24 protein-coding genes and 1 riboswitch are annotated in these 21,976 nt (G+C 72.5%); of the genes, 13 read left to right on the forward strand and 11 right to left on the reverse strand.

Going from position 1 to position 21,976, the window contains the following annotated elements; translation table 11 throughout:
• Window positions 1-25: 25 nt before the first annotated feature.
• The gene (locus ACERMF_RS14820; protein WP_373669888.1) at window positions 26-2,242 is read left to right on the forward strand and encodes a 6-phosphofructokinase; all 2,217 of its coding nucleotides are present in this window, start codon (window positions 26-28) and stop codon (window positions 2,240-2,242) included.
• A 163-nt stretch (window positions 2,243-2,405) separates the two neighbouring features.
• On the opposite strand, the gene ACERMF_RS14825 is transcribed toward ACERMF_RS14820, so the two are convergent.
• Both ACERMF_RS14825 and ACERMF_RS14830 read right to left on the reverse strand, forming a co-directional pair.
• Window positions 2,406-2,870, reverse strand: a complete 465-nt coding sequence (locus ACERMF_RS14825) for a small multi-drug export protein (RefSeq protein ID WP_373669889.1) — start codon at window positions 2,868-2,870, stop codon at window positions 2,406-2,408.
• 16 nt (window positions 2,871-2,886) lie between these two features.
• A riboswitch (guanidine-III (ykkC-III) riboswitch) is annotated at window positions 2,887-2,953 on the reverse strand.
• Window positions 2,954-3,038: 85 nt separating this feature from the next.
• Entirely contained in the window at window positions 3,039-3,506 is a 468-nt protein-coding gene (locus ACERMF_RS14830) for a hypothetical protein (RefSeq protein WP_373669890.1), read from the reverse strand.
• Window positions 3,507-3,755: 249 nt separating this feature from the next.
• Between ACERMF_RS14830 and ACERMF_RS14835 the strand changes: the two genes are divergently transcribed.
• Window positions 3,756-4,337: an FHA domain-containing protein gene (locus ACERMF_RS14835; RefSeq protein ID WP_373669917.1), complete on the forward strand. Its 582-nt coding sequence runs from the start codon at window positions 3,756-3,758 to the stop codon at window positions 4,335-4,337.
• Between the two features lie 175 nt (window positions 4,338-4,512).
• Window positions 4,513-4,668 carry a DUF6131 family protein gene (locus ACERMF_RS14840; protein ID WP_373669891.1) on the forward strand — a complete coding sequence of 52 codons (156 nt, stop codon included), beginning with the start codon at window positions 4,513-4,515 and terminating at the stop codon, window positions 4,666-4,668.
• A gap of 129 nt (window positions 4,669-4,797) precedes the next feature.
• On the opposite strand, the gene ACERMF_RS14845 is transcribed toward ACERMF_RS14840, so the two are convergent.
• Both ACERMF_RS14845 and ACERMF_RS14850 read right to left on the reverse strand, forming a co-directional pair.
• Complete coding sequence (locus tag ACERMF_RS14845; RefSeq protein WP_373669892.1) at window positions 4,798-5,109, reverse strand: AzlD domain-containing protein; 312 nt, start codon at window positions 5,107-5,109, stop codon at window positions 4,798-4,800.
• Window positions 5,106-5,825: an AzlC family ABC transporter permease gene (locus ACERMF_RS14850; protein WP_373669893.1), complete on the reverse strand. Its 720-nt coding sequence runs from the start codon at window positions 5,823-5,825 to the stop codon at window positions 5,106-5,108. The genes ACERMF_RS14845 and ACERMF_RS14850 overlap by 4 nt, the downstream gene beginning before the upstream one ends.
• A gap of 123 nt (window positions 5,826-5,948) precedes the next feature.
• Here ACERMF_RS14850 and ACERMF_RS14855 point away from each other — a divergent pair, with 123 nt between their 5' ends.
• Both ACERMF_RS14855 and argE read left to right on the forward strand, forming a co-directional pair.
• On the forward strand, window positions 5,949-6,644 hold the full coding sequence (locus ACERMF_RS14855; RefSeq protein WP_373669894.1) for a proteasome protein: 696 nt from the start codon (window positions 5,949-5,951) through the stop codon (window positions 6,642-6,644).
• Between the two features lie 71 nt (window positions 6,645-6,715).
• A complete protein-coding gene (gene argE / locus ACERMF_RS14860) occupies window positions 6,716-7,870 on the forward strand; it encodes an acetylornithine deacetylase (RefSeq protein ID WP_373669918.1) in 1,155 nt (384 codons plus the stop codon).
• Between the two features lie 14 nt (window positions 7,871-7,884).
• Here argE and ACERMF_RS14865 read toward each other — a convergent pair whose 3' ends face one another.
• Window positions 7,885-8,592 (reverse strand): DsbA family oxidoreductase, encoded by a 708-nt coding sequence (locus ACERMF_RS14865; RefSeq protein WP_373669895.1) that lies wholly within the window; start codon window positions 8,590-8,592, stop codon window positions 7,885-7,887.
• A 113-nt stretch (window positions 8,593-8,705) separates the two neighbouring features.
• Between ACERMF_RS14865 and ACERMF_RS14870 the strand changes: the two genes are divergently transcribed.
• A complete protein-coding gene (locus tag ACERMF_RS14870) occupies window positions 8,706-9,539 on the forward strand; it encodes a sulfite oxidase-like oxidoreductase (protein WP_373669896.1) in 834 nt (277 codons plus the stop codon).
• A 21-nt stretch (window positions 9,540-9,560) separates the two neighbouring features.
• Here the strand turns inward: ACERMF_RS14870 and ACERMF_RS14875 are convergent, their stop codons facing one another.
• The 4 genes from ACERMF_RS14875 to ACERMF_RS14890 form a co-directional block, all read right to left on the reverse strand.
• Entirely contained in the window at window positions 9,561-11,012 is a 1,452-nt protein-coding gene (locus tag ACERMF_RS14875) for a TrkH family potassium uptake protein (protein WP_373669897.1), read from the reverse strand.
• Between the two features lie 51 nt (window positions 11,013-11,063).
• Window positions 11,064-11,801 carry a phosphatase PAP2 family protein gene (locus ACERMF_RS14880; RefSeq protein ID WP_373669898.1) on the reverse strand — a complete coding sequence of 246 codons (738 nt, stop codon included), beginning with the start codon at window positions 11,799-11,801 and terminating at the stop codon, window positions 11,064-11,066.
• Window positions 11,802-11,805: 4 nt separating this feature from the next.
• Entirely contained in the window at window positions 11,806-12,975 is a 1,170-nt protein-coding gene (locus tag ACERMF_RS14885; protein ID WP_373669899.1) for a trans-acting enoyl reductase family protein, read from the reverse strand.
• 81 nt (window positions 12,976-13,056) lie between these two features.
• On the reverse strand, window positions 13,057-13,293 hold the full coding sequence (locus ACERMF_RS14890) for a hypothetical protein (protein ID WP_373669900.1): 237 nt from the start codon (window positions 13,291-13,293) through the stop codon (window positions 13,057-13,059).
• Window positions 13,294-13,645: 352 nt separating this feature from the next.
• Here ACERMF_RS14890 and ACERMF_RS14895 point away from each other — a divergent pair, with 352 nt between their 5' ends.
• The 7 genes from ACERMF_RS14895 to ACERMF_RS14925 all read left to right on the forward strand — a co-directional run bounded on the left by ACERMF_RS14895 (window position 13,646) and on the right by ACERMF_RS14925 (window position 19,755).
• Window positions 13,646-14,647 carry a branched-chain amino acid aminotransferase gene (locus ACERMF_RS14895; RefSeq protein WP_373669901.1) on the forward strand — a complete coding sequence of 334 codons (1,002 nt, stop codon included), beginning with the start codon at window positions 13,646-13,648 and terminating at the stop codon, window positions 14,645-14,647.
• Window positions 14,648-14,659: 12 nt separating this feature from the next.
• Window positions 14,660-15,436: a lysophospholipid acyltransferase family protein gene (locus tag ACERMF_RS14900; RefSeq protein WP_373669902.1), complete on the forward strand. Its 777-nt coding sequence runs from the start codon at window positions 14,660-14,662 to the stop codon at window positions 15,434-15,436.
• Window positions 15,433-16,275 (forward strand): TrmH family RNA methyltransferase, encoded by an 843-nt coding sequence (locus ACERMF_RS14905; RefSeq protein ID WP_373669903.1) that lies wholly within the window; start codon window positions 15,433-15,435, stop codon window positions 16,273-16,275. The genes ACERMF_RS14900 and ACERMF_RS14905 overlap by 4 nt, the downstream gene beginning before the upstream one ends.
• Before the next feature lie 34 nt (window positions 16,276-16,309).
• Window positions 16,310-17,191, forward strand: coding sequence for an aldo/keto reductase (locus ACERMF_RS14910; protein ID WP_373669919.1), 882 nt, complete (start codon window positions 16,310-16,312; stop codon window positions 17,189-17,191).
• Between the two features lie 69 nt (window positions 17,192-17,260).
• Window positions 17,261-18,001 (forward strand): DUF554 domain-containing protein, encoded by a 741-nt coding sequence (locus tag ACERMF_RS14915; protein ID WP_373669904.1) that lies wholly within the window; start codon window positions 17,261-17,263, stop codon window positions 17,999-18,001.
• A gap of 103 nt (window positions 18,002-18,104) precedes the next feature.
• Window positions 18,105-18,554 (forward strand): hypothetical protein, encoded by a 450-nt coding sequence (locus ACERMF_RS14920; protein WP_373669905.1) that lies wholly within the window; start codon window positions 18,105-18,107, stop codon window positions 18,552-18,554.
• A gap of 37 nt (window positions 18,555-18,591) precedes the next feature.
• Window positions 18,592-19,755 carry an AI-2E family transporter gene (locus tag ACERMF_RS14925; RefSeq protein ID WP_373669906.1) on the forward strand — a complete coding sequence of 388 codons (1,164 nt, stop codon included), beginning with the start codon at window positions 18,592-18,594 and terminating at the stop codon, window positions 19,753-19,755.
• Between the two features lie 10 nt (window positions 19,756-19,765).
• On the opposite strand, the gene ACERMF_RS14930 is transcribed toward ACERMF_RS14925, so the two are convergent.
• Together ACERMF_RS14930 and ACERMF_RS14935 are read right to left on the reverse strand one after the other, a co-directional pair.
• Entirely contained in the window at window positions 19,766-20,098 is a 333-nt protein-coding gene (locus ACERMF_RS14930; RefSeq protein WP_373669907.1) for a hypothetical protein, read from the reverse strand.
• 48 nt (window positions 20,099-20,146) lie between these two features.
• Window positions 20,147-21,976, reverse strand: a 1,830-nt coding sequence (locus ACERMF_RS14935; RefSeq protein WP_373669909.1) for a serine/threonine-protein kinase, incomplete at its 5' end; no start/stop codon positions are given.

Here is a 21,976-nt window from a genome sequence, read left to right on the forward strand (position 1 = left end):
ACGCTTCGACGACGGAGCCCTAGACGTGGACGAGTTCTCCCGCCCCGACAGCATCGGCGTGCTCACCAGTGGCGGTGACTCGCCCGGGATGAACGCCGCCGTGCGGGCCGTGGTCCGCACCGCGCTGGCGGCCGGCGTCGACGTCTACGCCGTCTACGAGGGTTTTCGCGGCATGGTCGACGGTGGAGACGCCATCCGCCGCATGACCTCGCACGACGTCGGGGGGATCCTGCACCGGGGCGGAACCGTGATCGGCACCGCCCGCTCCGACCGCTTCCGCACCCGCGAGGGACGCCGGCAGGCGGCCGCGAACCTGCTCGAGCACGGCATCGACGCCCTGGTGGTCATCGGCGGCGACGGCAGCCTCACCGGCGCCAACCTGTTCCGCGCGGAATGGCCCGAGCTGCTCGAGGAACTCGTCGCGGCGGGCACGATCGACCCGGCGGTCGCCGCAGCGCACCCGCACCTGCGTCTGACCGGCATGGTCGGCTCGATCGACAACGACATGTTCGGCACCGACATGACCATCGGCGCCGACACGGCGCTGCACCGCATCACCGAGGCGATCGACGCCATCCACTCGACGGCCGCCAGCCACCAGCGCTCCTTCGTCGTCGAGGTGATGGGGCGCAACTGTGGCTACCTCGCCCTGATGTCCGCGCTGGCGACCGGGGCGAACTGGGCGTTCGTGCCCGAGAACCCGCCGCAGACCGACGACTGGGAGGCGTCGCTGCAGGCGATGGTCCAGGCCGGTCGGCGCATCGGCCGCCGCTCGAACCTCGTCGTCGTCGCCGAAGGTGCCCGCGACCGTCAGGGACGCCCGATCACCGCCGATCGTGTCAAGCACATCCTCGAGGAGGGCCTGGGTGAGGACACCCGGGTCACCATCCTCGGGCACGTGCAGCGCGGTGGCGCCGCGTCCGCCTTCGATCGCAACCTGGCGACGCAGTGCGGTTACCACGCCGTCCACGAACTGTTGCGCCTCGGGCCGGACGAGGAACCCAAGCTGATCGGCATCCGTCGCAACCGCATCGCGACCTCGCCCCTGATGGAGGCCGTGGAGCGCACCCATGCGGTGGCCGACCACCTCGACCGCCAGGAGTTCGACGAGGCCATGCTGCTGCGGGGCGGCAGCTTCACCGAGTCCTTCGAGACGCTTCGCACGCTCGTGCGGGCTCAGCCGAGCCCGCCCGTCGGCGGTGGAAGGTCCCTGCGGCTGGCCGTCCTGCACGCGGGTGGGCCGGCGCCCGGGATGAACACCGCGGTGCGGGCGGCGGTGCGCGTCGGCCTCGATCGCGGGCACACGATGCTCGGGGTGCGCCGAGGGTTCAAGGGTCTGCGCGACAACGACCTGCTCGAATTCGACTGGATGAGTGTCAGCGGCTGGGTGTCGCGGGGAGGTGCCGAGCTCGGCACCAGCCGGCTGGTCATCGGCGCCGCCGAGCTCGACGCCATCGCCACGACCATCGAGGAGCAGCGACTGGACGGTCTGCTCATGGTCGGCGGCCTGGCCGGCTACGAGGCCGCCCACGCACTGTTCGCCGCCCGCGACAGCCACCCGGCCCTCGACATCCCGATCGTCTGCCTGCCAGCGACCATCAACAACGACGTGCCGGCGACCGAACTCTCCGTCGGCGCCGACACCGCGCTGAACTCGATCGTCAGCGACGTGGACAAGATCAAGCAGTCCGCGGTCGCGTCGCGACGCTGCTTCGTCGTCGAGGTGATGGGGAAGTCGTCGGGCTACCTCGCGCTGACCAGCGGCATGGCCACCGGCGCCGAACGCATCTACACCCCCGAGGAGGGGATCACCCTCGACGCTCTGCAGGAGCACGTGCGCGACCTGACCGAGAGCTTCCGCAACGGGCAGAGCCTCGGCCTGGTGATCCGCGCCGAGCAGGCCGACGAGGTCTACACCACCCCGTTCCTGTGGGCGCTGTTCGAGAAGGAGGGCGGGGAGCTGTTCGACGTCCGCCAGGCGATCCTCGGCCACGTCCAGACCGGCGGGAACCCTTCGCCGTTCGACCGCATCCAGGCCACGCGCCTGGCGGTGCGCGGCATGGACCACCTCATCGGGGTGGCCGCGGGCGACCACGAGAGTGCCATGGGCGGCCTCGTCGCCGGTCGGGTCGAGTTCACCCCGCTGTCGGAGGTCCCCGCGATGCTGCACGAGCGCGCCGTCTCGCCCACCGCCGTGCCCTGGTTCTCGCTGCGGCCGATCGCGGACGTGATGGCGGGCTGAGGCACGGCACGTCGGTCGCGCATCACCGCGTGCGTTGGCGGTGGGATGCGCCGCCCGGTGTTGTCAGCGCGCGGTCGTGTGGCGGACCGGAGGTAGGCCCCGCCTGGGCATCACCGCCGCGCCGAGGCATCACCGCGTGCGTCCGCGCGGGCGATGAGCGGGGTCAGCGGAAGGCTTCGAAGCCGGCAACGGTGACGACGACGACGGCGAGGGACCAGAACACCAGGCCGGCAGCCATCCACCGCAGCACCCGCCGCGTTCCCGCACCGGTCGCGAGCGCGGCGACGGTGGCCACATGGGTTCCGGTCGTCAGCGGAGCGAGGAACGCGAGGCCGGGCACGCCCCAGCGTTGTGCCAGCTCCCGGGCCCGCCGCGTACGCCGGCTGGGCTGCCGATCGCGGTCGGGGCGCCGCGCGCGCCACGACTCGATGATCCGGTCACCGGCCACACCGACCAGCACGACGGTGCTCAGGTTGCCGGCGAGGGCGAGCAGAGTCGTGGGTCCGGGTGGCATCCCGGCCAGCACGGCCGCCGGGATGACGACGAGCACCTCGAGGACCGGCGTCGCGGCGGCGAGGAACACCAGCGCGTAGGACCACCAACTGCCGGCTTCGAACGACAGCTCCATGACGCACCTCCGGAGGGGTGCGTCGTCTTTGCGGACCGGGTACGGCGCACGTCTCGTCCGGGGCCACTGCTCGGGCAGGAGCCGCCGCGAAGTCTATCGAGCACGGCCGCAGGTCCCCACGGCGACGGCCGTCGCACCAGCGTGCGGGCAGCACCCGGCCAGCACCGGTCAGGCCTCGGCCTCGATGGTGGTGACGGGCACGTCGACGGCACGGGCGATGCGGCTCGGGAGGTCCAGCTTGAGCCAGCGCGACAACCCCGCCGGCAGGGTCGACACGATCACCTCGTCGACCTCGACGTGCTCGAGGGCCTGCCGCACGGCCTCGGCGCCGTCAGGGTCGCCGAGTTCGCCGTCGGCCTCCCCGCCCGCCTCGCGCAGGCGTTCGAGCATCCGGGTGAGGCGGAGCTCACCGCGCCGCTGCGCCTCCGCACGCGCGTCCCCGACGTCCTCCATGGGCACCGCGGGCAGCGCGAAGAAGGGGTCGGGCGGTGACCACACCGCCACCTCGTATCCGAGTTCGGTCATGGGGACCACGACGTGGAAGCGGCGCGTGCCCGCAGCGACCCGCTCGCGGACGGCGGCATCGAGCTTCGCGCCGCCGAGCGTCTGGTTGGCGACGATCAGGCAGGCTCCCATGTCCGTTTCCCTCCTCGCCCCCGTGTTCCGGATGACAGCGTGCCTCCTCGTCGGCTCGGGAGCCAGCATCCGCCGACTCTGTCCGTTCAGACGTGATCGAACGGCCGTGCCGACCGGCCGTGCGGCGGCTGCCGTTCGGTGGTGTCAATCCGTCAGACTGCAGAGGTCGCCGCCGTGTGCGGCGACTTCCCGCTCGACGGAACCCAGCCAGTCGAGCCCGAACGCGCGAGGAGTAGCACCGTGCAGCCCATGCCAGCCCAGGCCCCCAAGGCCCAGAAGATCGTCCCCGTTCCCACCCTGCGCTTCGACGACCCGATCCTGGCGGGCCTTCGCCTGCGCATCGACCAGGAAGTGGCGACGCTCGGGCGACGGGAGGACAACGGCTACGTGCTGCCCGACCCGCGGATCTCACGTGTGCACGCCGAGATCCGCAAGGACGGCAACGTCCTGATCGTGACCGACCTCGGCTCGAGCTCGGGCACGAAGGTCAACAACGAGGCCATCACCGGGCCCACCGTGGTGCGCCACGGCGACCGGCTCAGCTTCGGCCCCCTCACGGCCACGCTCGAGGACCCGGCCGCGGCGATGCAGCCCGAGGACGCCACCATGGTGTTCGAGATGCCGAAGGTCGAGACCGGGCCGCACCTGTCCCCACGTCAGCAGCAGGTGCTCGAGGGCATGGCCGAGGGCATGACCAACTCCGAGATCGGCGAACAGCTCGGCGTCACCGAGCGGACGGTCAAGGCGTATGCGCAGGAGCTCTACGACAAGCTCGGCGTGCGCAACCGTGCCGGCGCGGTGTCGCAGGGCATGAAGCTCGGCCTGCTCTGAACCGGCAGAGGGCACGCCGTCGCCCCCGGGGCGTGCAACCACGCCCTGTCGATCGAACGGGACCGAACGGACAACGGGGCGTGTCGTCCGGACGGTGCGCAGATGCAATCGCATGTACCAGGATGCGACGCGAAGCCAACACGTGCATCAACTCACCAAGTGGAGGTAAGAGACCTTGATCACCCTCGGAGTGTTGCTCCTCATCCTCGGGTTCCTGTTCGACATCGGAATCCTGTGGACCCTCGGGATCATCCTGCTCGTCATCGGTGTCATCCTGTTCATCCTGGGCTCCATCGGCCGTGCCGTCGGTGGCCGGGCGCACTACTGGTAGGCCCGCCGAGCGAGGCGACACGGGGGTGACCTCGCCGGGCGGCCGTCACCGCGGCCACCAACCGACCTCCCAGACGAACGAGCCGGGCCCAGCGCCCGGCTCGTTCGCGTCACGCCGGTGACGCCGCGGTCACATGCGCAGGAGGGCCGTCGTCGCCATCGCCGCGAGCACCACCACCAGGAACGGCGCCCGCACCAGCACCGCGACGACGGCGACGGTCACACCGGCCAGGCGCGCGTCGAGCACCAGCGCGGTGCCCGAGGCGAAGGTCTGGACGGCGACGAGGGCGGCGAGCAACGCCACGGGCAGCATGCCCGCGATCTGGCGCACCGCCGGACGCTCGAGCACCCGGTCGGGAACGGACAGCCCGGCCACCTTGATGGCGTAGCACCCGAGCGAACCGGCCAGGACCGCGACCCACAGCATCGTCGAGGACATCATGACGCCGTCCGGTCGGTGCCGGCCGGCGCGCGGCCACCATGCGTTCGCGCCAGTACGACCACCGTGGCAACGGCCGCCGCGACGAGCACCGGGACGCCGGCGGGCACCAGCGGCACGACGACGGTCGCGACCGCGGCTGCCACGAGCGCGACGACCCAGGCGGCGGCGTCGCGAAGACGCGGGGCGAGCAGGGCGACGAAGGCGGCCGGACCCGCGACGTCGAGCCCGAACGCGTTGGGATCCTCGAGCAGGTCGGCGCCGACCGCGCCGACCAGGGAGCCGAGATTCCACAACACGAACACGGCCACGCCCGTGGCCCAGAAGCCCAGACGGGCCTGCGCCGGTTCGTCCTGCGCCACGGCCATCGCGGCGCTCTCGTCGATCACGAGCTGCGAGGCGAGACCATGCCGGAAGCCGCGGGTACGCAACACCCGGCTCAGCTGCAGGCCGTAGAGGGCATTGCGGCTTCCGAGCAGTACCGCCGTCGCCACGGACGCCAACGCCCCGCCGCCGGCACCGACGACGCCGGCGAGGGCGAACTGCGAGGCGCCGGTGAACATCAGCAGCGACAGCACGCAGGTCTGGAGCACGCTCAGGCCCGGGGCGACGGCGATCGCCCCGTAGGAGAGCCCGAAGGCGCCCGTCGCCACCCCGATGCCGATGGCGTCGCGCACGATGGCGCGACGCGCCGACGGCTGGACGACGACCTCGGACATGGACGGATGACCTCGCGAACGGCCGCGCACGGTACCGGCCCACGTCCCGATGGCCGAAGGCGGGTGGTGCGAACCGTCGCTCGGCGGCTTGGCTCGCAGCCGTCGACCAGAAGGGATCCGCACGTGACTGTCGTGCTGGCCGTGCGCTGCAAGGACGGACTCGTCATCGGCGCCGACACCCAGATCACCGAGAGCGACCGGGGCATGAGTTACCCGGCTCAGAAACTGCACCCCCTGGGCGACCACGCCGCGTGGGGTGGCAGCGGTGCGCGCGGGGTACTGGGTGAACTGGCGGCGGAACTGAGCGCCTCCGCCGGTGAGGTGATCGAGGCCGACGACGTCGGCAAGGCGATCCAGGCCCGTGCGCTGCCGATCTTCAAGCACCACTACGACAACTTCATCGAGGACGTACCGGGGGAGGAGACCGAGGGGACCCCGTCGGCGTACGTGCTCGCTGCCGGGTACAGCGGGGACACGCCGTGGATCGTGTCGATCAACCCGACCGGCCTGATCGGTCGCTACGAGGACGTCGGGTTCCACGCCATCGGCAGCGGCGCGCCGATGGCGCAGCAGGCCGGCGCGCTCCTGGCCCACTTCCGCATGGTGGAGCGTCCGGTTCACTACGGGGTGCTCGGCATCATCCGGGTCATCGACGCGCTCGCGATCACCTCACCCAGCGTCGGCGGGCCGCTCGACGTGTGCCGGATCACCGTCGACGGTGCGCACCACCTCGATGACGACGAGATCCTCGCCGCCCGCGAAGAGGTCCAACGGTGGATCGATCGCGAGCAGGAGGTCCTGGACGGCCTGCTCGACTGACGGCGGTGCGTCCGAGCCACGGACGCGGGCGCGCCGGTTAACGTCGTGCGTCCGCGCACGAGGAGCCGATCCTGGACACGCTCGAGTTGTTGGACCACCTGGTCGGCATGGACACCACCGCGCGGCACCCCAACCTGCGGTTGCTCGGTTTCGTCGAGGCGCTGCTCGACGAGCACGGTGTGCCGCACGAACGGGTGGTCAGTCCCGACGGCAGCTGCGCCAACCTGATCGCCCGCATCGGACCCGAGGTCGAGGGCGGCGTGGTCCTGTCCGGGCACACCGACTGCGTGCCCGTCGTCGGTCAGCCCTGGACCCGCGACCCGTTCACCATGCACCGGGCCGACGACGGCCGCCTGTACGGCCGCGGGGTCACGGACATGAAGGGCTTCCTCGCGGTGGTCCTCGCGGCCGTGCCCCGGATGGTCGCCGCGGGGCTGCGCCGACCCGTACTACTCGCCTTCTCCTACGACGAGGAGGTGGGGACGGTCGGTGCGCCCAGCCTGGTCGAGCGCCTGGTCGCGACCCAGCCGCGTCCCGAGGCGGTGATCATCGGTGAGCCGACGTCCATGGAAGTCGTCACCGCCCACAAGGGCGTGCGCGCCTTCACCACGATCGTGCACGGCCGCGACGCCCACTCGAGCCAGCCACACCGGGCCGCCAACGCCGTGGCGGCGGCGGCGCGGATCGCCACCTTCGTCGACGACCTGGCCCTACGGCACGAGGCTGCTGGCGCCGACCCGCGGTTCGACCCGCCCTACACCACCTTCAACGTCGCCACCGTGGTGGGCGGTCAGGCCATCAACATCGTGCCGCGTCGGTGCGAGCTCGCCTGGGAGTACCGGCCGGTCCCCGCAGACGACGGGAACGCCATCGTCGACGAGGTGCGCCGGTTCGCGCAGGACGAGGTGCTGCCGCGGTTGCGACGGGGGGACGGCTCGGGCGAGATCGAGTTCGTCGTCGAAGCCATGGCCCGTGCGCTCGCGGACGAGGACGGGGGGCCGGCGGAGACCCTGTGCCGCGAACTGACCGGCTACACGGGGCCGGCCAGGACGGTCGCGTTCGGCACCGACGGCGGCCACTTCCAGGCCGCCGGGCTCTCGACCGTGGTGTGCGGGCCGGGCTCCATCGATCAGGCGCACATCGCCGACGAGTGGATCGAGGGCGCCGAGCTGACCGCTGCCGAGCGCTTCGTGGACGGGGTCATCGAGCGCCTCGCCAGCGACTGACGTTCCGCCGGCGATCAGACGGCGCAGCTGCCGTCCGCGCATGCCTCGGCGGCGCCGTGCTCGTGCCCACCCACCATGGCCAGCGGCTGGCGTTCGTCCCAGCCCTGCTCCAGCGCCTGGCGCAGCAGCGTCGCGGGTTGTGCCCCCGAGACCCCGAAGCGCCGGTCGATGACGAAGAACGGGACCCCGGAGATCCCGAACGCGCGAGCCTGTTGCTCGTCGGCGCGGACCTCGGCCGCGTAGCGCCGGCCGCGCAGCACGTCGTCGACCTCGGCCGCGGGCAGACCGGCCGCGACGGCAACCTCGCGGAGTTCGGCGGCCCGGCCGATGCCGACCCCTGCCTCGAGGTAGGCCGAGAACAGGGCCTCCGACAGCTGGTCCTGCAGGCCGTGGTCGGCAGCCAGGTGCAGCAGGCGATGGGCGTCGAAGGTGTTGCCGGGGCGGATGCGGTCGAACCGGAAGTCCCAGCCGTCCTCGGCCGCCGTCTGTCGCATGCGGTCGATCATCGACTGCGCCGCGGTGGCGGTCGTTCCGTACTTGTGCGCGAGCCGGTCGACGTAGTCCCCCTCGAGGACCGCTGGCGCGTCGGGGTCCAGCTCGAAGCTGCGCCAGCGGACCCGTACCTCGTCGGCGTGGGTGAAGTCCGACAGCGCGGCTGCGAACCTGCGCTTGCCGACGGCGCACCACGGGCACGCGATGTCGGACCAGATCTCGACCTGCACGAAGGCTCCTCGGGGGACGGGGACAGGCACAACGCCGGCACCCCCGTCGATCATCCCGTTCGCGCGGCTCGGCGGGCGCATGCTTTCCTGCCGCGACGAGGCGAGGAGGAGCCGTGGACCCGATCGCGTCCCGCGTCGCCGACCTGCTGCGCCGGGCCGACGAGATCGTCAAGGCGGCTCCGAGCCGTCGCGACGAGTCGGCGGTGATCGGGCAGGCCGGCGAGTTGCTGGAGCAGGCCCGGGACGCGGTTGCCGACATCGAGGACCCCGAGCGTCGCCGCGCGCTGGCCAGCCAGGTGTCACGCCGGATCGGCGACCTCGACCGCGCCCTGGTCGCCTCGTTCTCCGGACCGTCGCCGGGCGTGCGGCGGGCGCCGACGCGGGACGTGGATCCTGCCCGCGTCCCGCCGAACCAGCACCTGACGGCCGGGTTCCCCGTCCTGCACGTCGGTCGGCTGCCCGACCGCCGTGCCGGCGACTGGCACGTCACGGTGACCGGTCTCGTCGAGCGCCGGACGCGGTGGTCCCTGGAGGGGTTGCGGGAGCTGCCCGTGGTCACGCAACGCAGCGACTTCCACTGTGTCACGGGCTGGTCGCGCCTGGACAACGACTGGACGGGCGTGCGGGTGCGGGACCTGCTGGAGCAGGCGGGCCCGAAGCCGACCGCCACGCACGCGGTCGTCGCCGGACATCCCGCCTACAGCGCGAACCTCGACCTCGCGGTCCTCCAGCGCGACGACGCACTGCTGGCCTGGGCGCACGACGACCAGCCGCTGACACCAGAGCACGGTGGACCACTGCGACTGGTCGTCCCGAGTCGCTACGGCTGGAAGAGCGTGAAGTGGGTCACCGAGGTGCGCCTGTTCGACCGCGACGTGCCCGGGTACTGGGAGGAGCGGGGTTACCACGACGTCGCCGACCCCTTCCTCGAGCAGCGCTTCCGGTGATCGCCGTGGTGGGCGTACCGATCAGGTGGCGTGCTCGTGCTGGGCGGCGAGGGTCAGCGCCGCCAGCAGCTCGAGGCGGCCGAGGTACATCAACGCCATCAGGATCGTCTTCGCCGGCCCCGACAGCCGCGCGTCGACCACGTCGGCGTCGAGGCCGACGTTGCTGAGCGCCGAGGCCGCGTCGAACAGCACGTCCAGCACGGGTGCGTCGGTCACGGCCGACAACGCGACGACGCCGATCGCCAGGGTGGCCGACCACAGCCCGACGATGGCGCCGGCGTGGGTGACGGCGCGACGACGCGCGTCCGCGTCGACGAGCTCGCCGTCCCAGCGGACGTCGCCCTGACGCGGCCCACGGCGGCGGGCGAAGGCCTGTTTGACGAGCCAGGTGACCCGGTCCTGCTTGATCCCGCCGCCGGTGGATCCGCTGGGCGCGCCGACGACCATGCCGACCACGACCAGGAGCAACAGCGGTGCCGGCCACTGCCGCTGCGAGGTCTCGACGGTCAGACCGGTCGTAGTCGATGCGCTGACCCACTGGTAGACGGCCGTGAACGTGTCCGGCTGTGCGACGACACTCGCCACGACCAGCGCCACGACCCCACCAGCGACGAGCATCCCCACGTGCACGCGGACGGGCGTGAGCCGCCAGAAGCGGCCGGGATCGCGCTGGACGAACAGCACGTGGTGCGCGACGAAGGTGAGCGAGCCGAGGACCATGAACGGGAGGGTGACCATGGCGGTGCCGACGCCGTAGGCGCCGATGCTCTCGTCGGTGACGGTGAAACCACCCGTCGCCATCGTCGTGACCCCGTGATTGAGCGCCTGCCACGGCGTGTGATCCGTCGGCAGCAGGGCCAGCACCGCGGCGATCGTGAGTCCGAGGTAGATCCCCAGCGTGCGGCGCACGGTCACGCGCACGCTGCCACCGAGGTCGTCGTTGCGTCCCTCGGCCTCGTACAGCGCGCGCACGTTCGACGCGGTGTGGGTGAAGCCGATGGCGAACAGCACCACGCCGACGCCTCCGAGCCACTGCAACAGGGAGCGGAGCCACTGGACGGTGCGTGACAGGCCGGACTCCACCCCGTCGGCCATCGACAGGCCCGTGGCCGTCGCACCCGAGAGCGCCTCGAACGCCGCGTTGCCGGGGTCGCGGAAGAGGCGGTCCGGCGTGTCGTCCGCGGCGCCGAAGGCGATCAACCAGAGCAGCAGGGCGGCGACCCCGGCGAGCACCAGCCAGCCCAGCGCCACGACCTCGACGGCGGGCCAGGCGTGCGAGGTGTGCTCGTCCCGGAAGCGACGCATGAGCGCGAACCCCGCGGTGCCACTGACCGCGGCGACGCCGACGAGCGGAGCGATCGCGTGGGAGTCCCCCGAGAAGAGGGCCACCGGCAGGACCGCGAGCGCGAGCAGCGCGGGCAACTGCAGGATCAGTCCGAGGTCGTGGGCAACGGAGCGTGCGTCATGACCCACCGACCGGGCCGGTCAGGCGAAGCGTGGGCGGAAGGCATCCATGAAGCCACCCTAGAAGGTCGGCCCGTGTGTCTCGGCCTCGTCACCGGCCGGTGGACGGCTGGCTTCGGGCACGACACCGACGCGTCTTGGGCGGGTCACCGAGAGGGTCACGAGCAGCCACAGCGCACCCAGCGCGTAGCCGAACAGGACGTCACTGGGCCAGTGCACCGCCAGCCACACGCGACTGAGCCCGGTCGCGAAGGCCAGCACCAGTGCCACCGTGATACCGAGCGGCCGCGCGACGCCTCGGCCGAGGCGGAACAACAACCACGCGATGAGGCCGTAGACCACCATGCCCCGCACGCTGTGGCCCGAAGGGAACGACGAACTCACCGCACCGGCGAGGGCACCGTCCGGTCGGGGGCGGTCGGTGATCAGCTTCACCGTGCCGGTGACGGCCAAAGCGCCGCCGACGGCTGCGGCGACGAGCCAGACGAGGTCCCAACGACGGACCCGGAGATAGACGACGACGCCGACGACGGCCGTGATCGCGGACACCACCCACAGGTCGGCGAGGAAGGTCAGGGCACGGGCCAGGGTGACGTCCCAGCCGCTGCGGACCGCGGCCACCGCCTCGAGGCCGGCGGCGTCGCCCGGTGGGATGCCGGTGCGTTGCAGGGCGAAACCCACGAGGCTGAGGACGCCCGCGAACAGGGCGCCCCAGGCCGCGAACCGTGCGAGCGCGGGCAGCGACCACACCGGACGCTCGAGGCGCAACGGACGGGCGATGGCACGCGAACCGGACATCGACTCAGACCGGTGCGGAGTCGGTGGCGAGCACCTCGAATGGCAGCCCCTGGGCCTCGAGTCTGGAGCGGTACCGCTCGCCCAGCGCCATCGCCGGGGTCAGTGCCCCGAACAACTCGCCGTGTGCGTCCTGGGCCAGCGACAGTGCCGCCTCGCCCAGCATGCGTGCGGTCTCGTCGTAGCCCGGGTCGCCGCCGGACACCCGGGTCACGACGCGCTGCCCGCCACCCTCGCCGACGAAGGTGACGCAGAACCGGCTGCGGGCGCGCACCGCTTCGGAGGGGCCCCGGCCGGCTGCGGGCAGGACCTTGCGCAGCAGGACGCGGGTCGGCGGGAGCACGGCTGCCGTGGCGAACGCGCTCGCGCCGATCACGCCGGCGAGGGCGACCGGCAGCCGCTCGAGCAGCGCGTACTGGCCGTAGGCGAAGGCGTGGCCGTACCCGGGCAGCGCCCGCGCCGAGCGCAGAACGATCGCCGGGTCGACGGTGGGCAGCGGCACCCCGTACCCGTCCAGTTCGACCGGTGCCCGGTGGATCAGCGGCGGAAGGCCGCGGACCCGGCGCAGCTGTGGCGCGCCGGCAGCCGGACGTCCGGCACCGCCGATGCGGCGCGAGGCGATGGCCTCGAGCGCGCTGTGGGCCGTGCCGCCGCTGAAGCGTGCGCGGGTCCACACGTACCCGCGCACCTCGAGGTCGGCGTCCTGGGGGAGCAGGGACGCCGTGAACTGTGCGCCGAGGTCGTGGGGCACCGAGTCGAAGCCGCAGCACGACACCAGGCGGACACCGGCCTCGTTGGCGACCTCGCCGTAGCGGTCGCGGACCAGGGCGACGAAGCCGGGCTCGCCGGTGATGTCGGCGTAGTCGGTGACCGTGTCGACGCAGGCCGCCACCAGGGGTTCGCCGAGGCGGGCGAACGGCCCCACCGTCGTTGCCACGACGCGGGTGCGCGCCGTGAGCCGGCGAAGGCCGCTCTCGTCGTCGAGGTCCACCACCTCGATGCCGGGCGCCTCGCCCGGCAGTTCGGCGGCCACGGCGGCCAGCCGCTCGGCCGACCGGCCGGCGATCGCCCACCGGATCGTCGTGCCGGTGGCGCGCCGCGCCAGGTGCGCCGCTACGAGCCGACCGGTGAAGCCCGTCGCCCCGAACAGCACGACGTCGTAGTCGCGCTCGCTCACGCTTGCCCCCTCGTGTTCGTGCCGTCACATACGGGAACGGACGGCGATGCTCGCCGCCCGTTCCCGTATGTGCCGTGCCCGCTAGTCGGTGCTCTCCTGCGCGCCCTCGTCGGCGCAGTAGAGCTGGTCGTCGTGCTCGATGCAGTCGCGACCGTCGACCTCTTCGATCGTCAGGCCGTACGCGACGGCGCCGCCGAGGAGGAGACCGATGATGACGCCGAGGCCGACCAGGGTCCAGATGAACACCTGTGTCGCGTTCGACAGCCCATCGAACTCCTCGCGGACCCGATTGGTGTCGTTCTTGATGTCCACTGCCATGATGATCCCTTCCGTCGGGCCGGGTGGTCCGTCGAGATCAGGCGAACAGCAGAATCAGGATGATGATGAGCAGCAGGGTGCCGAGGCCGATGTACACGGTGTCCTCCGAAGGGGTTGGGGCTGGTGCGTCGTGCGTTCTGCTGTAGGTGTAACGCCCGGGCCGCCCCGGCAACAGGGGGCGCGTATGTACGAAGGGTGGTCCATGGCCGCCGTCCTGTTCCGACGGACGGGGTCCGGTCACCGGCATCGGAACAGGGCGGCCCGCCGAACCCGGTGCGCCTTCTCGGCCGGTCGCCGTCGCGTCGTCGCGCCCGGTTACGCTCCGGCGTCCCGGCGCGCGTGAGGAGAGCGGATGAGCGGTTCGGCAACGTCGGCCTTCGGCACCGTCATGGCGCCACGGATGGTGGTCGCCGCGACCCGTGACGGCATCTACGAGGACGTCCGTGTGGTCGCGACCGGACCGCTCGATCTGCATCCGGCCTCGCACGCCCTTCACTACGGCAGCACCTGCTTCGAGGGGCTGAAGGCGCACGCCGGCGTCGATGACAAGGTGCGCCTGTTCCGTCCGGACCGCCACGCCGAACGACTACGCGCCTCGGCCGCACTGCTCTCGCTGCCGGTTCCGCCGGTCGAGACCGTGGCACAGGCGCTGCGCGAGGCGGTGTCCGCCAACCTCGACGTGGTGCCGGCCAGCCCGGGGGCGCTCTACCTGCGGCCGGTGCTGTTGGGCACCGACCCCAACATCGGCGCGGCGGCGGCTCCGTCGACCGAGGCGCTGCTGTACGTGCTCGCCAGCCCGGTGGGCGACTACTTCCGGGGCGACGGTGGGCTCACGCTCGCCATCGAGACCGAGCTGCCGCGTACCACGCCGCAGTTCGGCCAGGTCAAGTGCGGTGCCAACTATGCGATGGCGCTGGGCGTCACGCGCCGCGCCAGGGCGGAGCACGGTGCCGACCAGGTGCTGTTCGCGCCCGGCGGCGACGTCCAGGAGACCGGGGCGGCCAACTTCGTGCTCATCGACGACCGACGGGTGGTCACCAAGGCCCTCGACGGCTCGTTCCTGCACGGGGTGACGCGAGACTCGATCCTCACCCTCGCCCGCGACCTGGGGTACGCGGTCGAGGAGCGCGACCTGCCGATCGACGAGGTGCTCGCGTGGGCCGAGCACGGCGAAGCCGCGCTCGCCGGCACCGCCGCGGTGCTCGCCCCCGTCGGCGCCTTCGTCCACCAGGGCCGACGCGTCGCCGTCGGCGACGGGGCCATGGGCCCCAACACCGCCCGCCTGCGCCGGGCACTGCTCGCCATCCAGCGCGGTGAGGCCGCCGACCCCCACGGCTGGACCCAGCCGGTCTGAAAGGGACTCCGGGTGAATCCCGTCTACACCCTCGTCATCGGTGCCGTGCTACTCGTCTTCCGGATCTTCTCCTGGAAGGTGAGGATCGTCGGCCACGAGCACGTGCCGGCCAAGGGCGGCGGCGTGGTCGCGGCCAACCACATCGGCTACCTCGACTTCGTGTTCGTCGGCTACGGCGCCCGCAAGCAGGGGAAGCGCCGGCTGCGCTTCGTCGCCAAGCGCGAGGTGTTCGACCACAAGATCTCGGGTCCGCTCATGCGGGCGATGGGGCACATCTCGGTCGACCGCGCCGGCAACACGCGGGTCGCGTTGCGCGAGATCGCCACGGCCCTCGAGCAGGGTGAACTCGTCGGGATGTTCCCCGAGGGCACGGTCAGCCGCTCCTTCATGCCCCTCGCGGGGCGGCCGGGTGCGGTCAAGATGGCGATGGATGCCGGGGTCCCACTGGTTCCCGCGGCCGTGTGGGGGACGCAACGCATCTTCACGAAGGGCCGGAAGCCGACCCCCGCCCGCGGCACGGTGGTCGACGTCCGGTTCGGACCCCCCATCGACTACACCGCCGAGAGCGACCCCCTCGAGGTCCACGAGCGGCTCATGACCGCGATCCGCACCATGGTCGACGAGTTGCAGCGCGACTATCCGCAGGCGCCGTCCGGACCCGACGACGCCTGGTGGCTGCCGGCCCACCTCGGTGGCAGCGCCCCCACGGTCGAGGAGGCCGAAGCGGCGGCGAAGGCGGACGCGATCCGCCGGCGCGAGGCCCGCCGCGAGCAGCAACGCGGGTCGTGATCGCGCCGATCCGCATCGAGGATCCCGGCGACGAGCGGCTGGCCGACTACGCCGCCCTCAACGACCCGGCCCTGCGGAAGCGCTACGAGCACGAGCTGGGTGTCTTCATCGCCGAGGGCCCCAACGTCGTACGTGAACTGTTGACCTCGGCGTACCGAACCCGCTCGGTGCTGGTGGTCGAGGAACAACTGGCGTCGATGGCGGCCGATCTGCGCCACCTCGACGCGCCTGTCTACGTCGTGACCCGTTCGCTGCTGTACGCCCTGGTGCGGTTCAAGCTGCACCAGGGCGTGCTGGCGTGCGGTGCCCGGCGCCCGGCGGCCGAGCTCGACACCGTCCTCGCCGACGCGCGGACCGTGGCCGTCCTCGACGCGCTCAACGACCACGAGAACCTCGGCACCCTGTTCCGCTCCGCTCGTGGCCTGGGCGTCGACGCCGTGCTGCTCGGACCCGGCTGCGCCGACCCGCTCTACCGGCGCTCGGTCCGGGTGTCGATGGGGCACGTGCTCCACGTGCCCTTCACCAAGGTGGCCGGGCTCGACGACACCCTGCCGAGGCTGCACGCCGCGGGCTTCGCCAGCGTCGCGCTGACGCCCCGCGACGACGCCGTCGACCTGGCCACCATGGCGCGACCGCGGGAGCGGGTCGCGATCGTCCTCGGCGCCGAGGGTCCGGGTCTGGACGTCGAGACGATCGCGGCGGCAACGCACGCGGCCCGCATCGCCATGCACGCAGGGGTCGATTCGCTCAACGTCGCCGCGGCGGGGGCGATCGCCTTCCACGCCCTGGCGGCCGACCGGCCGGCGTCACCGGTGCCCGTGCGGGCGGGCCGCTGGTAGAAACGGCCGGGTCGGCCCGATCTCGACCAAGGACCTGCCCGTGACCGTCGCACCCGCCTCCGCCTCCGGCGAGTTCCGGATCGGGGGCGACCTGCCCGTCCACCGACTCGGCTTCGGGGCCATGCGCATCACGGGCAAGGGGGTCTGGGGCGAACCCCGCGATCGCGACGAGGCCATCAGGGTGCTGCGCCGCGCCGTCGAGCTCGGGGTGGATTTCATCGACACGGCCGACAGCTATGGCCCGTTCGTGTCCGAGGACCTGATCCGCGAGGCACTGCACGGCGGCGGCGACCGGCCGTACGGCGCCGTGGTCGTCGCCACCAAGGCGGGTTTCGTGCGCACGGGACCCGGGAAGTGGCACACCCTCGGCCGGCCCGAGTACCTGCGCTTCGCGTGCGAGATGAGCCTGCGCCGGCTCGGCGTCGAGCAGATCGACCTGTTCCAGCTGCACCGCATCGATCCCGAGGTGGCCGAGGAGGAGCAGTTCGGCGTCCTGGCCGACCTGCGCGACGAGGGCAAGATCCGCCACGTCGGGCTTTCGGAGGTCGGCGTCGACGAGCTCGTACGGGCGCGGCAGGTCGTGCCGATCGCCACGGTGCAGAACCGCTACAACCTGCTCGACCGCTCGTCGCAGGAGGTGCTCGAACACGCGGAGCAGCACGACATCGGCTTCATCCCGTGGTATCCCCTCGCCACCGGTGAGCTGGCGCGGCCCGGCGGGCCGCTCGACGACCTCGCGTCGGCGACGGGCGCGACGCCCTCCCAGCTCGCGCTGGCCTGGCTGCTGCGCAGCTCGCCGGTGCAGTTGCCGATCCCGGGCACCTCGTCGGTCGCACACCTCGAGGAGAACGTCGCGGCGACCGAGGTCGACCTCGACGCCGAGCAACTGGCCCGGCTCGACGCCGTCGGCGGCTGAACTCCGGGCCCGGGGCTCTCAGCCCCCGTGTCGGGGCCGCCCCTCGTGAGGCGCTAGCGTCCGCCGGCCGTGACCGGAACCCTGCTCAACGTCAGCGCCATCGTGGTGGGCGCACTCACCGGCGCCGCCCTCGGCGGCCGGCTGCCGGAGCGTGTCCGGGGGAGCGTCACCGATGTGCTCGGCCTGTTCGTGCTGGTGCTCGGCGTCGCCGATGCCCTCGACACGTTCGGGCCCGAACTGGCGGATCGCCTGGGTCGCGGCGCCGTGCTGGTGATCCTCGGCTCGCTCCTCGTCGGCGGGATCGTGGGTGAGGTCGTCGACATCGAGGCGCGGCTGACCCGGGTCGGCGAGCGTCTGCGCGACGCGGTCATGGGGCGTGCCGACCGCGGAGCCGACGGCGAGGTCGCCCGTCATCGCTTCGTCGAGGGATTCGTGGTGACGACGCTGCTGGTCTGTGTCGGCCCGCTGGCGGTGCTCGGCGCTCTCGAGGACGGGCTGACGGCCGGTTTCCCGTTGCTGTCGGTGAAGTCGGTCCTGGACGGTTTCGCCGCCCTCGCGTTCGCGTCGGCACTGGGACTCGGGGTCGCCTTCGCCGCGCTGCCGCTGCTGCTCTACCAGGGCGGCCTCACGCTGCTGGCCTCCGGCCTCGAGCCCTGGACCAGCGAGGCGATGGTCGCGGCCATCGGCGCGGTCGGCGGCTTCCTCGTGATCGGCATCGGCCTGCGGCTGTTGGAGATCCGCGCCATCCGGGTCGCCAACCTGTTGCCGGCGCTGGTGGTCGCGCCGCTGGTCGTCGCTGCCTGGCCCTGAACCGCGCGCCCGGCGCGCGGCGGACCGCTCGGCCGGTGACGCCTCGTTGACGCCGGCCGTTGCGGCGCCGACGCTCGGGAACGCATGGCACGGGGGGTGCTGCGTGACCGGTTCATGGATCGCCAGGTCGTTGTTGCTCGTGCCGGTGCTGCTGGCCGGCGTCGGCGTCGGCATGGTGGTCGCCGGGCTCACCGCCGACCCGGCGGCCGGCGGTCGCGCTGCCGCCGCGGTCATCCTGCTCGGCGCGCTCCGTGCGCTGCGCACGGGGGTACAGATCGACACCCGGCGGGAACGGGTCCGCGTCCGCACCTTCTGGCGCACGTACCGGCTGCCCCTCGACGCCCTGCAGCGGGTCGACGCCGGCGGCCGCACCGATGCCGGCACCCCGGCGGTTCGCTTCCTGCTGCGTGACGGCCGCGAGTACGGATCGACGTCGCTCGCCTACCTGGCCGGCCACGGCGCGGACCAGTTCGTGGGCGACCTGCGCGACGCACTCGAGGGTCGGGGGGTCGAGATCTCGCTCACCGCGGCTTCCTTCCGTCGCGCTGCATAGGCTGCCGCCCGGAGGTGGGACGCGGAACGAGGCGAGCGTGACGGTGCGTGAACAGGATCGGGTGCCGTCATGGCTCGTGACGGCCGCCGCCTGGGCGTGGCGGCTGCTGTTGGTGGCGCTCGGTGCCGCCGTCGTGGTGCAGGTCGCCATCCGCCTGTCGCTGGTCACGGTCCCCCTCATCGTCGCCACGATCCTGGCGACACTGGCCGCCCCGCCCGCGAGGTGGCTGATGCGCCGGGGCTGGCGGCCGGCCTTCGCCGCGTTCGCCGTGGTGTTCGGCGGTGTCGCGCTCGCCGTCGGCGGCCTGCTGGCCCTGGTACCGGCGTTCCTCGAACAGACCCGCGAGCTGATCCCCACCATCCTGCTCGCGGTCGAGGACCTGTTGGAGTGGCTGCAGACGGGTCCGCTCGGCTTCGACCAGCAGCAGCTGCAGGAGTTCGGTGAACAGGCGCTGACGGGCGCGCAGGAACAGTCCGGCGGACTGGCGATGGGGGCGTTGCTGGCGCTGGTGACCGCGCTCGAGTTCATCGTCGCCCTGATCCTGTCGCTGATCCTGCTGTTCTTCCTGGTCAAGGACGGCGATCGCATCTATGCCTGGATCCTTGCGCGCACACCGGACGACCACACCGACACGATGCGGGGCGTGGTCGCGCGCGCCTGGGACGCCATGGCCGGCTACGTGCGTGGCACGGCGCTGGTCGCGCTCATCGACGCCGCCGGCATCGCGATCGGGCTGGCGATCGTCGGGGTCCCACTGGTGCTACCGCTCGCCCTGCTGGTCTTCGTCGGCGCGTTCGTGCCCATCATCGGGGCGTTCGTGTCGGGCCTGGTGGCGGTGATGGTCGCGCTGGCCGACGGTGGCGCCGGGACGGCGTTGATCGTGCTCGCCATCGTCGTGGTCGTCCAGCAGGTCGAGTCGGACGTGTTGCAGCCGCTGATCATGCGTCGGGTCGTCGCCGTGCCGCTGCACCCGATGGTGGTCCTGGCCGTCCTGGTCGCGGGGACCGTGCTGGTCGGCGTCGTCGGCGCCTTCCTCGCCGTCCCGCTCGCGGCCGTCGCGTCCGCGATCGCCAACGAGTTGCGTCTGCGGGCGCAGACCGGGGTCGGCGGACCGCGACCGCTGGGCGGTCGTCACGGCCACCTCGACGAGGACCCCGCGCCGGTCGTCGTCGGCCCCGAGGCGACGGTGACCGAGGCCTGAGCCGCCCGGGTCAGCGGCGATCGCCGCCGAGACGGTCGTAGAGCGGAAAGGCCTCGAGCCAGCCGTCGGGAGCGCTGGGGCCGCCCTCGAGCACGGCGTGCAGGCGGTGACGCTGTTGGCGCAACCACGCCAGGGCGGCGATCTTCTGGTCGTCGGTGAGCCCGTCGGTCTCGACGACCACGCTCTCGTCACCGCGGAGCAGGAAGTGTTCCCACTTGTTGCGCCGCACCCAGTGGTCGGGATCCTCGAGCAGCCACCGCAGCCGCGCCTGCTGGTCCGGCGTGAGCGTGTCAGGCACGGCCCGACGGGATCCGGGCATGGCGGGCGGCATGGTCGAGGTCACGGAGATGCTGGTCCTGGCGTGTGGGCGGTCCTCATCCTAAGGGGTCGCTCACCGCGTCTCCCAGCCATGGACCTCCACGTGCGCCACGCTGCCGCGGAACCGGCCGCCGTCGGGGCCCAGCGAGGTGAACCACAACAACACGGTGCGTGCCTCGGTTCCTTCGGCGAGCACGATCGTGTCCTGCTCGTCCGCGTCCCCGACGGCCCCGACCTCCTCGCCCCACTCCTCAGGCGGCTGGCCGCCCGAGGGAGGTTCGTCACCGACGTAGACGGTCATGTCGTAGCCCGGGTGGGCCGTGGTGACCACCACGGTGCCGACCTCGCGCCGCTGGCCCAGGTCGAGCCACAATCCCACGCCCTCCTTGAGCCCGCCGAGGGCCGGGTTGTTGTCGTAGCCGACCGTCTGCCAGGCCGTCGCCGGGTCGTCGTCGATGGCGTTGCCGACGAGGTCGGGGTTCTCGCTGCCCCCGCCGAGCGGATCGTGGTCACCGGCGTCCACGACGGTGATGGGCGCCACCTCATCGGGCTCGGGCTCGGCGTCCTCGGTCTGTCCATCGCCCGGTTCCGCCGACTCGTCACCGGGGGTGCCCGGCCACACGAACCACAGCCCGAGCACGAGCACCAGCAGTGCGGCCGCCCACGGCAGCCACGGCCCCCGGGAGGCGCCGCGGTCGTCGGTGCCGTGTGCGGTCGCGCCGGCGGCGCCGGGGGCCGTCGCCATGCTGCCGACGGCCACGGTCGGCTCGCCGCCGTCCTCCGGGCGGGCCCCGCCGGGGCCGGCCCGACCACCGGCGGTCGCGCCGACGGCCCGGTCGGAGGAAGGCCTCGCGGCTGCGGCCGGCGACGACATGGCCGAACTCCCGAGCGGCGGCGTGGCGTCGCTGGGCACGCGCCGCACCCGCCGGATCCGGGCCGCGAGCTCGGTCGCGGCCTGAGGCGCGGCGAGGGGTCCCAGTGCGGCGGCCAGGGCGGCGCCGTCGACATGGCGGTCGTCGGGATCGAGGGCCGTGGCCCGCGCGATCACGTCGTCGAGCGCGACCGGGACACCCGGGGCCACGTCGGACGCGCGCGGCAGGCCGTCCGCGACCAGCCGGCGCGCCGCCACCTCCGAGGCGGTGCCTTCGCCGAACGGCAGCCGGCCGGTCACGGCCTGGTGCAACATCAGCCCGAGCGCGTAGACGTCCGCGCGCGCGTCGATGGCCTGGTCCCGCAGCTGCTCGGGGGCGAGATAGCGCGCCGTCCCGAGGACCTGGCCGGGCGTGGTCAACCTCGAGGTCGCGTCACCGAGGGCGCGTGCGATGCCGAAGTCGGCCACCTTGGCGACCCCGTCACGCGTCACCAGCACGTTGGCCGGCTTCACGTCGCGATGGACCAGGCCGCGACCGTGGGCGCTGCCGAGCGCCCGCGCGATCTGGGCACCGACGGCCGCCGCGACGCCGGGCGGGAGCCGCCCCTGGTCGAGCACGTCCCCGAGGGTGCCGCCCTCGACGAGCTCCATGACGAGGTAGTCGCAGCCGTCGGTGTGCCCGATGTCGTAGACGATGACCGCATGGGGATGGGTCAGCTTGGCGGCCGCCGCGGCCTCGGCGCGGAACCGGGCCGCCGTCTCCTCGTCGCGGGCGAGCTCACGATGCAACAGCTTGACCGCCACGGTGCGGTCGAGGACCTCGTCGTGCGCACGCCAGACGACACCCGCGCCGCCCGCGCCGAGCTGGTCGAGCAGCACGTAGCGATCATCGAGCCGGTGTCGAGTGGTCGTCTCGTCCACGTCCGTCACGCCCGTCGGGTACGCCCGCATGGCACGGTGCGCCATCGGTCGGTGCCGACCGTACGCGCTGGCGGCGTCCGGGGCCGCACCGGTCAGGGTCCGGGCGTACAA

This window comes from Egicoccus sp. AB-alg6-2 (assembly GCF_041821025.1).
In the GTDB taxonomy this organism is placed as follows: Bacteria; Actinomycetota; Nitriliruptoria; order Nitriliruptorales; family Nitriliruptoraceae; genus Egicoccus.